Origin of the sequence: Micromonospora sp. NPDC049049 (assembly GCF_040649115.1) — a bacterium.
Classification (GTDB): domain Bacteria; phylum Actinomycetota; class Actinomycetes; order Mycobacteriales; family Micromonosporaceae; genus Micromonospora.
In genome coordinates, this window is sequence record NZ_JBEZEX010000011.1 from 61,383 (window position 1) to 73,971 (window position 12,589).

The following is a 12,589-nucleotide window of genomic DNA, read 5'->3' on the forward strand; positions in this document are numbered from 1 at the left end:
CTCCGACCCCTCAGGGAGCGGCACCCAGGCGGGGTGTCGCCCGAGGAGAGGACCAGAACGCGATGACGAAGGTGACAGCACAACTGTCGGTGTCGGTGGACGGCTTCTACGCCGGGCCGCAGTTCGACGGGAACGGCAACTGGATGGACTCGGAGGAGAGCGCCAAATTCTTCCGGGTCACCCGGTGGGCGACCGAAGCGGCGGCCTGGCGCGAACGGCAGGGCTTCGCCGGCGGGGAGCAGGACACCAACTCCGAGGTGATCGCCGAGTCGTTCGGCGCGGCCGGCGCGTACGTGATGGGGCGCCGGATGGCCGACGGGGGTGAGATCCCCTGGGGTGAGGAGCCGCCGTTTCGCGCACCGGTCTTCGTCGTCACCCACCGCCCTCGCCAGCGGCTGCTGCGGGGAGGCGGCACCAGCTTCACCTACGTCACCGATGGCGTGGTCAGCGCCGTCGAGCAGGCGCGCGCCGTGGCCGGTGGCAAGGATGTCGCGGTGGCCGGGGGCGGCAGCCTGGTGCGGCAGGTGCTCAAGGCCGGCCTGCTCGACGAGTTGGAGCTGCACGTCGTACCTGTCGTGCTCGGCACCGGCCTGCGCCTCTTCGACGCGGACCTCGACCTGGGCGACCGGGAAGGGGTCGAGCTGACGCCGACCCGCGTCCTTGCCACCCCGCAGGTGACCCACATCCGGTACGCGGTGCGAGGTCGCGCCCCGCTCGTGCTCGACGACCGGGGCAGCGGAGGCGGCCCGACGGTGACCGCGAACTGAACCACGGCCCCTCGAAGGAAGGAGGAGAAACCATGCCGCAACTGTTGCGGGTGCAGTGCTTCAACGTCTCGCGCGACGGGTTCGGGACCGGGGAGGGGCAGAGCCTGGAAAGGCCCTTCGGTCACGCGGACCCCACCCCGCTGTTCTCCTGGCGTTCCGCCACCGCCAGCTTCGTGTATCGCACCGAGCCGGGTGGCAGCCGCGGCCTGGACGACTACCTGACCCGCGACGCCGAGTGCAACATCGGCGCGGAGATCATGGGTCGCAACAAGTTCGGCCCCCAGCGTGGCCCCTGGGAGAACCTTGACTGGCAGGGCTGGTGGGGGGACAACCCGCCGTTCCACACGCCGGTCTTCGTGCTCACCCACCACGTGCGCCCGTCGTTCAGCCTGTCCGACACCACGTTCCACTTCCGTGATGTCAGCCCGGCCGAGGCACTGGCCGAGGCGAAGCAGGCGGCCGACGGTCGGGACGTACGCCTCGGTGGTGGGGTCGCCACCATCCGTGAATTCCTCGAGGCCGATCTGGTCGACACGATGCACATCGCCGTCGCGCCCGTCGACCTCGACCGGGGCGAGCGGTTGTGGGACAGCCCCGACGAACTGCTCGACCGCTTCCACCTCGAGTCGGTGCCCAGCCCCAGCGGAGTCACCCACCTCCTGTTCTGGAGACGATGACCGCGCCCTTCCCGGCGCTGTCGTCTACAGCCGCGCCAGCACCAGCAGGCGGTTGCCGTCGGGGTCGGTGACCCGCGCGGACCGCTCACCCCAGGGCTGGTCGACCGGCTCCTCGGTGACCGTCGCCCCACCCGTGCTCAGCGCGCCCACTGCCGCGTCGCAGTCGTCGGCGTAGACGCACAGCTCCCAGCGGTGTGAGTCGGCCGGCCCGCCAGCCTCCGGGTTGGCGGCCAGGCCGAGCTCGCTGCTGCCCAGTCGGAGGGCGACGAACTCCGGTGCGCCCTCGTCCGGGAACCGGTAGGTCAGCTCGAAGCCGACCACGTCCCGGTAGAACGCGATCAGTCGTGGCAGGTCAGGTGTCGTCACGATCGGAAACGCTTCGGTGAACACGGACCACCTCCAAGCCGGACCCTAGCCGGTGCCGGGTCCAGCAGGAACTACCACTGTCGATCCCGATAGAAGTCATCACCTCGTTCCGGGCCTCCAGCCGAGCGCAGTGGCTGGACTGCCACCGGGCCAGGTCTGCTCACGGCGCCGCGCGGCGGAGGCCGGCGAGGACGAGGGTGATGAGGCCGTCCGCGTCGGTTCGGTAGCTCGGATGGTCGTAGGCCGCACAGATGCCGTGGAGGGCCATCATGACGGCGCCGGCTCCCACGTCGTCGCGCATGGTGCCGGTCCTGACGGCGGCGGCCAAGAGGTCGTCGATCACCTGGCCCAGGGCTTGGGCACCCTCTGCCAGCGCGCCCGATTGGGTGGCCATGAGCGTGGCGAGTGTGCGGGCGAGGCCCTCGTGGCGGTGCAGGTGGTCCACGAAGCCGCGCAGGAAGGATTCCAGCGCCTCGTCGGCGGGGAGGGTGGCCTGCAGCTCGTAGGCGCGGTCGCACATCGCGGTGAGTTCTTCGCGGTAGACCGCCTCGGCCAGGGCTTCCCGGGTGGGGAAGTGGCGGTAGAGCGTGCCGGTGCCCACGCCAGCGAGTTTGGCGAAGTCGTCGAAGCGCAGGTTGAAGCAGCCGCTGGCGAAGAGCTCGCGGGCCTTCGCGATCAGGGCGTCCCGGTTGCGGCGGGCGTCGGCGCGCAGTGGCTTGGCATCGGTCACGTGGGGCTCCATGTTGACAAGTGGAGACTATCTCCATATTTTTAGAACCGGAGACAGTCTCCGATTATAGGGTACGAGGTGCCGTGTGAAGATCTTGATGTTCGGCCGGGGCGTCATCGGCGCGACCTACGGGTGGGCCCTGGAACGGGCCGGGCACCACGTCGAGTTTTATGTCCGGCCGGGGCGGGCGGCAGCGTACGGCGATGCGATTGATCTCGACCTGCTCGACGCCCGGCGACGGCCGTGGGGGAAGCGCGTCGCCGAGAGGTGGCCGGTGCGCTACCGCGAGTCACTGGAGCCGGACCATGACTTCGACCTGATCGTGCTGAGCGTGCAGCACTACGGCTTCGCGGAGGCCGCGGCCTTCCTGGGACCGCGCGTGGGCAAAGCCACTGTGCTTGTCTTCAACAACCTCTGGGTCGAGCCGATGACCGCGACCGAACACCTTCCCGCTGATCAGGTGGCCTGGGGCTTCCCCGGGGCTGGCGGCGGCTTCGGCGACGACGGTGTGTTGCGTGGGGCTCTGCTGCCCGTGGTCTTCTTCGGCACTCTCGACCGGCCGCCGACCGAGCGCGAGCGGGCCGTGCGCCAGGTGTTTCGCGAGGCGGGGTTCAGGCTCCGGGAGAGCTCCGACTTCCGTGGCTGGCTGTCGATCCACTTCGTTCAGAACGCGGGCCTGCACACGCAGAGCCTGAAGCAGGGCTCGTTGTCCAATCTGACGCCCGGCAACGCACGCGAAGCGATCCTCGCCATCCGCGAACTCCTGCGGCTCGTCGAGGCTCGCGGCGTTGATCTGCGGCGGCACCGCAGCGAGCTACTTCCTTTCACCGCGCCCGTCTGGCTGGCAGCACCGGCGATGGCCTGGCTGTTCAGACACTTCCCGCCGATGCGCCTGGTCATGGAAGCCCATGCCAACCCCGAGGAACTGCGCGCGGTCTGCCGCGACACCCTGACGGAGGCGCGCAGGCTGGGCGTGGAGGTGCCCCGACTGGAGGCGGCCGAGCCCTACTTCGCTGCCGAGAGAACGGCCTAGGCATCCACTCGCTGGTGCTGAAACGCCTCAGGCATGCGCCGAAATGAGATGCGTACGGACCGGCACACCTGTTGGATCTCGACATGGAGCATGAGCTTGTTCGTCCCCGAAAGGCGCGCCCCGGGGACCACCTCGCGGTCCTCTCACCATCCTTCGCCGCCGCCGGCGCCTATCCGGTGATCCACGAGCAGGCCATGCGACGGCTTGCCGACCTGACCGGCCTCGTACCTGTCGAATACCCCACCACCCGCCAGGTGGGCGCGACCGCGGCGGCGCGTGCGGCGGACATCAACGCGGCCTTCGCGGACCCCCAGGTACGCGGCATTCTCGCCGTCATCGGCGGCGAGGACCAGATCACCGTCATCCCCCACCTGGACGCCGACCTGGCCCGTGCCGACCCGAAGCCGTTCCTCGGCACCAGCGACAACACCAACCTGCACCACTGGCTCTGGGGACTGGGCATCGCCAGCTTCTACGGCGGATCCTCGCAGGTGCACCTCGGCCCCGGGCCTGCCGTCGACGACGTGCACGTCAGGTCGCTGCGAGCGGCGTTGCTGACCGGGGAACGGCTGGAGGTCACCGACCCGGGTGAGTCCGAGGACATCGGCGTCGACTGGGCAGATCCGCAGGCGTTGAAGTCGTTCGGAGAGCGCGAACCGACGGAGCCATGGAGCTGGCACGGGCCGGCCCGAGCGGTCACCGGCCGCACCTGGGGTGGCTGCCTGGAAGTCATCCAGTGGATCCTGACGGCGGGACGCTTCCCGTTCCCCCCGGAGGTCCTGCACGGCGGGGTGCTGATCATCGAGACGTCGGAGGAGCTTCTCCCCGCCCCTGAGGTCGGCTGGATCGTCCGATCACTGGGTGAACGCGGTCTCCTCAGCGCCGTCGACGCGGTCCTGGTCGCCCGTCCGCCGGTCTCCGACCACACCCGTCGACCCCCGGCCGCAGATCGGGCGCGACTTCGCGAGCAGCAGCGCGACACGGTCGTCGACGTGGTGACCCGCTACAACCCCGAGGCGGTCGTCTGCGTCGGCGTGCCGTTCGGCCACACCAAGCCACAATGGATTCTTCCGCACGGCGGTCAGGTCACCGTCGATGGCGTGGAACGCCGGATCTTCGCCGACTACCGGTAGAGGCCGTTCGGCAACGGGGCCTACGCCCGCCGCACCGAGCGACCGTCCTTCCTGGCTGCCCGAATGCGGTCCCGAGACTGAGAACGGGCGCTCACACACCACGCCTCCTACTGCCCGCCCGACCTCTGGTGGGTGCGGGCCGCACGGCGGGTGGTGAATCCAGTGGACCGGCACCGACCGTGGCGGAAAGCTGTGGGGATGGAACCGACACAGACGGCGATCATCGTGCCAATACCCGAGGCCGAGGAGGCGGTGGGCCCCTTCCGGGCATCGCTCGACCCGGCCGCCGGGTGGGGGGTGCCAGCGCACGTGACCGTCCTCTACCCGTTCCTGCCTCCGCAGCAGATCGATGAGCAGGTCTTGGCCGTACTGCGCGAGACCATTACCGGGATCCCGCGGTTCGACGTCGCACTGACGGACGTCGGCTGGTTCGGTGACACGGTCGTCTGGCTTGCTCCACAGCCAGCTCGCCCGTTCCGGGAACTCACTTCGGCCGTGTGGCAGCAGTTTCCCGAGGCGCCCCCCTATGCCGGGGCGCACAGCGATGTGGTGCCGCACCTGACCATCGGTCACGACGCCGCCAAGCCCACGCTGAGCCACGCCGCAGAAACCATCTCCACGCACCTGCCGATCAACGCGGCCATCGACAGAGTCAGGCTCATCGCCGGAACACCGGACATCAGCCCCTGGCGCACCGTCTGCGAGTTCCCGCTAGGCACCACACCGCCTGCGCCGGCTGGACCGTTACCGTCCTTGACGTGAACTCGGCGGAATTCTGGAAGTTCCTGGAGCGGTCAGCCGAGGAGACGACCGACCCGGCCCGAAGACTGGACTGGTTGGCATACCGGCTCAACCGCGTTTCACTGGAGCACATCGCGGACTTCCAGGTCCACCTAGAGGCTGCGCGTCGCCCGATCGATACCTACGCCATGTGGGGCGCAGCCAACCAGATCATGGACGGCCTGTGCAGCAGCGACTCGTTCTGGTACTTCCAACCATGGCTCATCGGCCAGGGGCAGCGCTGGTGGCAGCACGTCGCCCAAAACCCCGACAACCTCGCCGACCTGCCCGCTGTGCGTGCGCTCGCCGGCCGCAGTCTCTGGGAACGGGCCGACGCGGAGTGGCCGCACTGGGAAGAACTCGCCTACGTGGCATCCCGCGCCTACGACCGCATCACCGGGCGTGAAGACAGCCTCCATGAAGCGCTGGACGCCCGGGGCCACCGCGCGTACTTCGATCCAGCCCCAATCGATGAGCCCTGGGACAGCGACAGCCTCGCCGAGATCGAACAACGCCTGCCGCGCCTCATGCGCTTGTTCCCCCGCCAGCACTACGTTAAGCCCTGACCTGCGGTGCGGGGAGTCAGAGAGCGGATCTCCTCGTCGGGCAAGCGTGGCTGATGGTCCGTGGATGGCCCGCCGGACGCAGTTGGCCTGAGCAACATCAAAAGCCCTGGCTGGGACTGTTGTCCTGACCAGGGCTTCTGCACATGGAGCGGGTGACGGGAATCGAACCCGCACTGTCAGCTTGGGAAGCTGATGTTCTGCCATTGAACTACACCCGCAAGCGGCACCACTGTACCCGAGTCATCGAGCCCATGCACCCAGGCACCCCCGGTGACCGCAGGTGTCCGACCGTGCCGCCCGGGTCGGCCAAGATGATCCACTCGGCTTCCTGGAAGTCGGGGCATCCGCAGCGCCGGGATACCGCGGTTTCGCCGAAGTCGAGTGGATCATGCGGGAGTGGCGGCTCGCCGGGTGTGGCGGGCGTACGCATCGGTGCCGGCTCCGTCGTGACGGAGCCGGCACCGATGATCTTCCGGTCGTGTGGTCAGGCGGCCGTGCACTGCACGTCACGGCTGAGGAGGGTCGGGCGCGTCTGCGGGACGGCGATGGGCGCTGCCACCGCCGACTGGGCGTTTGGGTCGAGCCAGACCCGAACGGCCGGCCGGCTCGGCCCGAGACCCGGAATGCCCGCGATGTGCTGCTCGCGGCGGGTGAGCATGGCCACGTCGACGGTGAACTCGAAGAGCCGCCAGTCGACCTGCGGCTCGGCCCGGGCGCTCTGCGCCAGCTGCGCCACCCGGATCGGATCGGTCACCGGGCGGGCGTGACCCGCCACGTACGCCTCGTCGTCGCTCTCCTCCGCAGGGAACGAGTGCAGCGCGTAACGGCCGTCACGTTCGAGGTCGCGGCGCTTGGGCGAGTCGATGATGAAGCAGAACAGCCCCTCGGCGGTGATGACCGGGGAGACCGGATGGACGCGGGGCCCGCCGTCGGCACGGACCGTGGCCAGATAGCCGAAGCCCGGCCCGTACTGCTGAAGGAGAACGCGGATCCCGTCGGCGAGTCGGGGCTCGTCGGCGGCGAATTCGGACCAGGAAGCCATGTGGGCATTCTATCGAACAAATGTACGAGTAGCGACCTCGACGCGCTGGTCCGGCACCGAATCCGGCCACTTCCGGCAACGCGGCTATGGTGGTCCGATGCTGCTCTCCGACCGTGACCTGGTCTCCGAGATCAAGGCCGGCACGCTGGGCTTGGAGCCGTTCGAGCCCACCCTGGTCCAACCCTCCAGCATCGACGTCCGACTCGACCGGCTGTTCCGGGTCTTCAACAACCATCTCTACACCCACATCGATCCGGCCATGCAGCAGGACGACCTGACCTCGGCGGTCGAGGTCCCCGACGGCGAGCCGTTCGTGCTGCACCCGGGGGAGTTCGTGCTCGCCTCGACGCTGGAGGTCATCTCGCTGGGTGACCAGCTCGCCGGCCGGCTGGAGGGCAAGAGCTCCCTGGGCCGGCTCGGGCTGCTCACGCACTCCACCGCCGGTTTCATCGACCCGGGCTTCTCCGGCCACGTGACGCTGGAACTCTCGAACGTGGCGAACCTGCCGATCACCCTCTGGCCGGGCATGAAGATCGGGCAGCTCTGCATCTTCCGGCTCTCCTCGCCAGCCGAGCACCCGTACGGCTCGGTGGTCTACGGCTCGCGCTACCAGGGCCAGCGGGGGCCGACACCCAGCCGCGCCTGGCAGCACTGGCGCACCTGGCCCACCCGCTAGGACCAGAACGACGAGGGCCCGCCGCGAGGAGATCGCGACGGGCCCCTTCGGTCACACTGGGTCAGCCTGGACGGCCGTAGCTGTGGATCGGGCCGTCGTCGACCTTCTTCATCTTGACCGGTTGACCAGCCTGCGAGGCGTGCACCACCCAGCCGCCGCCGACGTACATGCCGACGTGGTGGATGTCGCTGTAGTAGAAGACCAGGTCGCCGGGGCGCAGGTCACCCTTGCTGACGTTCTTGGTGACCCGGCTCTGCGCGGCGGCGTTGTGCGGCAGCGACACGCCGGCCTTCGCCCAGGCGGCCAGCATGAGCCCGGAGCAGTCGTACGAGTTCGGACCCTCGGCACCCCAGACGTAGGGCTTGCCGATCTGCGCGCAGGCGAACTTGACCGCGGTGCCCGCGGCACCGCCGGGGTAGCTACCCGGGCAGGGCGCCGGGCGCAGCGGACCGCCGCCGCCGCTGCCGTACACCTTCAGGCGCAGCTTCTGCAGGCGATCGATCTCGTCGTTGATCTGCTTCTTCTTCGCCGCCAGCTGGGCTTCCGTGCGGGTCAGCTGGGCCACCATCTCGTCCAGTGGCGCCTTCTGCGCGGCCAGTTGGTCGCGCAGGTCGGCCACCTGGCGTACGTCCTTCTGCTGGTCGTGCGCGAAGCGGTCCAGCATTTCGAGCTGGCCGACCACCTCGCTGGGCGACCGGCTGCCCAGCATCGCGTTGACGGTCGAGACGTTCTCACCCATGTAGGCGCGTACGGCAAGGGCGCTGACCTTGTCCATCGCGGCGTCGACCTGGCGCTCGAGCGGAGTGATCCGGGCGGCCAGCGCGTCTGCCTGCTTGCGCTTCGCGGCGAGGTCGATGCGGGTGGCGTTGTGCCGTTCGATGACCGGTTCGAGCTTGTTCCAGTCGGCGTCGATCTGGCGCTCGATCTCGGCGACGGAGGGGTCGGCGTGGGCCGCCGTGGCACTACCGGTCAGAACGACGGCGACGCCGGCCAGCGCGGCGAGTGCGGTGGTTAAGCGGGACCAGCGTGGGCGCGGCACTATCGACGCCGGGCCGGCTGATGCCGACCGCTCGGACGACGGCCGCGGGGCATGGAGTGCCACCGGGGTTCCGTACTCCTTCTTCCTGACCGCCTACCGGGTTAGCTGACGGGTTCGGGCGGGAAGTCGGCGCCCTACCGCAGTGGCTGCGGATTCACCCCGAGGGACCTGGGTCCCCGGTTCGCTCGGAAACGACTCGGCGGTGTCGGTCCGTTACCGCCCGGGGTGGGCGGAGCTGCTGTCGGGCCGACAAATGACCAGAGTAGAGACGCCCGTTACCGATCCGCAACCCGTGCGGCCGTGACACTCCGTACGGATTGGACGAGGTCACTGACCGTGTGTGAAGAATTCTTTCCGTGCACGTCGATAGATGGAAAGGTATTGACGCGAGCTCCCGGACGGCGCGATGGTGATTTGACCTCACTCCGCGAGAATCTAGGGGGTTCGATGCACCATCCAACCCTGTCGACCGGCTGGCGCGCACTGCTCGCCGCCACCGTGGTCGCCGCCGCGACCACGGTGCCACTCTCCGTCGGCCCGGCCGCCGCCGCGCCCACCACCGACCGCCAACAGCAGTACGCCGACGCGGCCACCGAGTACGGCGTACCGGCCGTCGTGCTGCTCGGCGTCTCCTACCTGGAGTCCCGTTGGGACACCAACGCCGGCACACCGAGCACCAGTGGCGGCTACGGCCCGATGCACCTGACCGACGCGCGGCACGTGGCCGCCCTACCCGGACGCGGTCACCACGACGCCGGAGCCGAGGACCCACGCGGTGACGACTCCCGGCCGGCCCGGGTGCCCGCGCCCCGACCGGTCGAGGCGCCCGCCCCGTCCACCGCCGCGTTGCAGACCGTCGACGCCGCCGCCGCGCTGACCGGTGCCGCCCCCGAGGCACTGCGTACCGACGCGGGCCTCAACATCCGGGGTGGGGCGGCGCTGCTGAGCGCGTACCAGAGGGATCTGGGCGCGCCGGTCGGCGCGGGCACCGACCCGGCGGCCTGGTACGGCGCGGTGGCCCGCTACTCGGGCGCGGACAGCGCCGACGCCGCGGCGGCCTTCGCCGACGAGGTCTTCACCACCATCGGCGCGGGCGAAGCCCGGGTGACCGACGAAGGCCAGCGGATCACCCTGCCGGCCCGCGCGGTGCGGCCCGAACGGTCCTGGCTGGACCGGCTGGGCCTGCGCCGGCTGGCCCGCCCGGACGGGGTGGAATGCCCCCGCACCATCTCCTGCGAATGGATCCCGGCGCCCTACGAGGCGTTCGGCGACGGGGACTACGGCAACCACGACCTCTCCGACCGGCCCGCGCGGCAGAAGATCGAGTACATCGTCATCCACGACACCGAGGCGAGTTGGGCCACCACCCTGCAACTCGTCCAGGACCCAACCTACGTGAGCTGGCACTACTCGCTGCGCTCGGTCGACGGGCACATCGCCCAGCACGTCAAGACGAAGGACGTCGGCTGGCACGCCGGCAACTGGTACGTCAACGCGAAGTCGATCGGGTTGGAACACGAGGGCTTCGCTGCGCAGGGCACCTGGTACACCGAGGCGATGTACCGGACCTCGGCGAAGCTCGTTCGGCACCTGGCGCTGCGGCTGGGCATCCCACTGGACCGCCAGCACATCATCGGCCACGACAACGTGCCCGGCACCATCCCCTCGACAGTGCGGGGAATGCACTGGGATCCGGGCCCCTACTGGGACTGGACGCACTACTTCGACCTGCTGCACGCCCCCCGACTGGACACCGGCACCCCGGCCACCGGGCTGGTCCGGATCGACCCGGACTACACCACCAACCAGCCGGCGTTCACCGACTGCGTCACGGTGGGCGTGCCCTGCGCTCCGCGCGGTTCCTCGTCGGTGGTGCTGCGCAGCGCGCCGTCCGCTGACGCGCCGCTGGTCAACGACATCGCGCTCCGCCCGGACGGCAGCCCGAACACGATGGCGGTGTCGGACCACGGGGCCAGGGCGTCCGCCGGGCAGACGTATGCGCTGGCCGGCCGGCAGGGCGACTGGACGGCGATCTGGTACCTCGGGCAGCGGGCCTGGTTCCACAACCCGTCGTCCGCGCCGACCGCCAGTTGGACCGTCGGAGTCGTGGCGACACCGAAGCCCGGAAGAGCCACCGTTCCGGTCTACGGACGGGCGTACCCGGAGCAGTCCGCGTACCCGGACGGGGTGCCCTACCAGGCGATCACGCCGCTCCAGTACACGCTGGCCGCCGGGCAGCGGTACTCCGTCGGCGCGGTGCTGGCCGGCGAGTACTACCGGGCCAGCACGTTCGACGGCTCCTCACCCGGTGACTGGACGGTCATTCGCGGCAAGAACCGGTACGCGCAGATCCAGTTCGGCCACCGGATCATGTACGTCGACCTCGCCGACGTGCAGCTGTTGCCCTCCCCGGTGGGGACACCCCGCTGAGAACCACGACGGCCCCCGGTCGGTGACCGGGGGCCGTCGTGTCGCGCTGGGGCCTGTGTCAAAGTCCTCGGTCGAGCCGAGGCGGAGTCCAGGCGGCGATCCGGCAAGGCGGAGATTGGCCCGGATACCGGTGTTGTATCCGGGCCAATCTCCAACGCGGCCGGTCGTCGCCTGGGCCCGCCGCAGGCCGGCCAGGGGCTTTGACACAGGCCCTGGGTGGATCAGCCAGGTCTGCGGAACCCGGCGACGGGCATGGTGGTGATGCTGGACACCTGCACCGGTTTGCCGGCGCGTGGCGCGTGCACCATCTGGTTGTTACCCAGATACAGCCCGACATGACTCAAGCCGGAGAAGAAGAACACCAGGTCACCGGGGCGGGCGTCGGCGCGCGAGATGGCCTTGCCCTCGTTCCACTGGTCACCGGTGTGGTGCGTCAGGTAGATCCCGGCCGCCTTGTAGGCGTACTGGGTCAGCCCCGAGCAGTCGAACGAGTTCGGCCCGGTGGCACCCCAGACGTACGGCTTGCCGACCTTGCCGCAGGCGGTCTTGATCGCGGTGCGGGCCGCCGCACTGAACACGCCGTTGATGGTCGGGCAGGCCGCCGTCTTGACGGTGGTCTTGGGCATCGACGCCTCGAGCTGCTTGATCTCGGCGTCGATCTGCTTCTTCTTGGCCGCCAGATCGTTCTGCTGCTTGGTCTGGGTGACGATCAGCGCGTCCAGCTTCTGCTTCTCGCCGTCGTACTTGGCCCGCACGGCCAGCACGCCCTCGACCTCCTTGCGCTCCTGCGAAGCGAGCCGGTCGAGGATGGTGAGCTGCTCGGTGAGCGTGTCCGGCTTGGCGCTGACCAGTAGCGCGCCGATGTCGTGTGACGGGCCGGAGATGTAGTAGCGGGAGGCGAGGTCGCCGACCCGGTTGAGCGCCAGCTCGCTCTGCAGCGCCAGCGGCTCGATCTTCTTCTGCAGGTTCGCCGACTTCTGCCGGTTGACCTTCAGCTGCGCCCGGACCTTGTTGTACTGCTCGATGGTGGGCTCCAACTGCTCCCACTTCTTGTCGATCTGCGCCTCGATCTCGTCGACCGTGGGCGCGGCATGTGCCGGCGCGGTCAGCAGACCGGCGCCGACCGCCGCCGCGGCGACCAGGATCAGCACCCGGTGCGCGACGCGACGCAGGCCACCAGAGCGAGCAGACGCAAACAGGTCGTGACGATGAGGGGGCATGGTTGCCACCGGCACCGACTCCTTTGCAACCGACCGCCGGGCGCCTCGCGTGAGGAAAGGGCCGAGGCAGACGACCCACAGCGGTCGGTGCCTCACATTAGGGAAGCTCGCGGCGGTAATCAAGGCGAGG

General features: G+C 69.4%; 13 protein-coding genes, 1 tRNA gene and 1 riboswitch. Of the genes, 8 read left to right on the forward strand and 6 right to left on the reverse strand.

Features of this window, described 5'->3' with window-relative positions:
- Positions 1 to 62 precede the first annotated feature (62 nt).
- Together AB0B68_RS13895 and AB0B68_RS13900 are read left to right on the forward strand one after the other, a co-directional pair.
- Positions 63 to 767 (forward strand): dihydrofolate reductase family protein, encoded by a 705-nt coding sequence (locus AB0B68_RS13895; protein ID WP_357200669.1) that lies wholly within the window; start codon positions 63 to 65, stop codon positions 765 to 767.
- Between the two features lie 32 nt (positions 768 to 799).
- Entirely contained in the window at positions 800 to 1,444 is a 645-nt protein-coding gene (locus tag AB0B68_RS13900; RefSeq protein ID WP_355004631.1) for a dihydrofolate reductase family protein, read from the forward strand.
- A gap of 24 nt (positions 1,445 to 1,468) precedes the next feature.
- Here the strand turns inward: AB0B68_RS13900 and AB0B68_RS13905 are convergent, their stop codons facing one another.
- Positions 1,469 to 1,810, reverse strand: a complete 342-nt coding sequence (locus tag AB0B68_RS13905) for a VOC family protein (RefSeq protein WP_357200665.1) — start codon at positions 1,808 to 1,810, stop codon at positions 1,469 to 1,471.
- A gap of 160 nt (positions 1,811 to 1,970) precedes the next feature.
- Positions 1,971 to 2,540, reverse strand: coding sequence for a TetR/AcrR family transcriptional regulator (locus tag AB0B68_RS13910; RefSeq protein ID WP_357200663.1), 570 nt, complete (start codon positions 2,538 to 2,540; stop codon positions 1,971 to 1,973).
- An 85-nt stretch (positions 2,541 to 2,625) separates the two neighbouring features.
- On the opposite strand from AB0B68_RS13910, the gene AB0B68_RS13915 reads away from it, so the two are divergent.
- From AB0B68_RS13915 to AB0B68_RS13930, 4 genes are all read left to right on the forward strand, one after another.
- The gene (locus AB0B68_RS13915; RefSeq protein WP_357260192.1) at positions 2,626 to 3,573 is read left to right on the forward strand and encodes a 2-dehydropantoate 2-reductase N-terminal domain-containing protein; all 948 of its coding nucleotides are present in this window, start codon (positions 2,626 to 2,628) and stop codon (positions 3,571 to 3,573) included.
- A 194-nt stretch (positions 3,574 to 3,767) separates the two neighbouring features.
- Positions 3,768 to 4,706, forward strand: coding sequence for an LD-carboxypeptidase (locus AB0B68_RS13920; protein ID WP_357200717.1), 939 nt, complete (start codon positions 3,768 to 3,770; stop codon positions 4,704 to 4,706).
- A gap of 198 nt (positions 4,707 to 4,904) precedes the next feature.
- On the forward strand, positions 4,905 to 5,468 hold the full coding sequence (locus AB0B68_RS13925; RefSeq protein WP_357260195.1) for a 2'-5' RNA ligase family protein: 564 nt from the start codon (positions 4,905 to 4,907) through the stop codon (positions 5,466 to 5,468).
- Complete coding sequence (locus tag AB0B68_RS13930; RefSeq protein ID WP_357200654.1) at positions 5,465 to 6,052, forward strand: DUF4240 domain-containing protein; 588 nt, start codon at positions 5,465 to 5,467, stop codon at positions 6,050 to 6,052. The genes AB0B68_RS13925 and AB0B68_RS13930 overlap by 4 nt, the downstream gene beginning before the upstream one ends.
- Positions 6,053 to 6,196: 144 nt before the next feature.
- Here AB0B68_RS13930 and AB0B68_RS13935 read toward each other — a convergent pair.
- Together AB0B68_RS13935 and AB0B68_RS13940 are read right to left on the reverse strand one after the other, a co-directional pair.
- Positions 6,197 to 6,270: transfer RNA gene (locus AB0B68_RS13935), tRNA-Gly, on the reverse strand.
- 266 nt (positions 6,271 to 6,536) lie between these two features.
- On the reverse strand, positions 6,537 to 7,094 hold the full coding sequence (locus tag AB0B68_RS13940; RefSeq protein ID WP_357200651.1) for a pyridoxamine 5'-phosphate oxidase family protein: 558 nt from the start codon (positions 7,092 to 7,094) through the stop codon (positions 6,537 to 6,539).
- Positions 7,095 to 7,191: 97 nt separating this feature from the next.
- Here AB0B68_RS13940 and dcd point away from each other — a divergent pair, with 97 nt between their 5' ends.
- Complete coding sequence (gene dcd, locus AB0B68_RS13945) at positions 7,192 to 7,770, forward strand: dCTP deaminase (RefSeq protein WP_030332009.1); 579 nt, start codon at positions 7,192 to 7,194, stop codon at positions 7,768 to 7,770.
- Between the two features lie 61 nt (positions 7,771 to 7,831).
- Here dcd and AB0B68_RS13950 read toward each other — a convergent pair whose 3' ends face one another.
- The gene (locus AB0B68_RS13950) at positions 7,832 to 8,872 is read right to left on the reverse strand and encodes an NlpC/P60 family protein (protein WP_357200648.1); all 1,041 of its coding nucleotides are present in this window, start codon (positions 8,870 to 8,872) and stop codon (positions 7,832 to 7,834) included.
- A gap of 13 nt (positions 8,873 to 8,885) precedes the next feature.
- A riboswitch (cyclic di-AMP (ydaO/yuaA leader) is annotated at positions 8,886 to 9,021 on the reverse strand.
- 235 nt (positions 9,022 to 9,256) lie between these two features.
- Between AB0B68_RS13950 and AB0B68_RS13955 the strand changes: the two genes are divergently transcribed.
- The gene (locus tag AB0B68_RS13955) at positions 9,257 to 11,239 is read left to right on the forward strand and encodes a peptidoglycan recognition family protein (protein ID WP_357260198.1); all 1,983 of its coding nucleotides are present in this window, start codon (positions 9,257 to 9,259) and stop codon (positions 11,237 to 11,239) included.
- 221 nt (positions 11,240 to 11,460) lie between these two features.
- Here the strand turns inward: AB0B68_RS13955 and AB0B68_RS13960 are convergent, their stop codons facing one another.
- The gene (locus AB0B68_RS13960) at positions 11,461 to 12,474 is read right to left on the reverse strand and encodes an NlpC/P60 family protein (protein ID WP_357200642.1); all 1,014 of its coding nucleotides are present in this window, start codon (positions 12,472 to 12,474) and stop codon (positions 11,461 to 11,463) included.
- Between the last annotated feature and the right edge of the window lie 115 nt (positions 12,475 to 12,589).

What these genes read in the sequence shown, in the direction of transcription:
- AB0B68_RS13895 (WP_357200669.1), top strand. Translation starts at nt 63, where the DNA reads ATGACGAAGGTGACAGCACAACTGTCGGTGTCGGTGGACGGCTTCTAC.
- AB0B68_RS13940 (WP_357200651.1), bottom strand. Translation starts at nt 7,094, where the DNA reads ATGGCTTCCTGGTCCGAATTCGCCGCCGACGAGCCCCGACTCGCCGAC.
- AB0B68_RS13955 (WP_357260198.1), top strand. Translation starts at nt 9,257, where the DNA reads ATGCACCATCCAACCCTGTCGACCGGCTGGCGCGCACTGCTCGCCGCC.
- AB0B68_RS13920 (WP_357200717.1), top strand. Translation starts at nt 3,768, where the DNA reads ATGCGACGGCTTGCCGACCTGACCGGCCTCGTACCTGTCGAATACCCC.
- AB0B68_RS13900 (WP_355004631.1), top strand. Translation starts at nt 800, where the DNA reads ATGCCGCAACTGTTGCGGGTGCAGTGCTTCAACGTCTCGCGCGACGGG.
- AB0B68_RS13925 (WP_357260195.1), top strand. Translation starts at nt 4,905, where the DNA reads ATGGAACCGACACAGACGGCGATCATCGTGCCAATACCCGAGGCCGAG.
- dcd (WP_030332009.1), top strand. Translation starts at nt 7,192, where the DNA reads ATGCTGCTCTCCGACCGTGACCTGGTCTCCGAGATCAAGGCCGGCACG.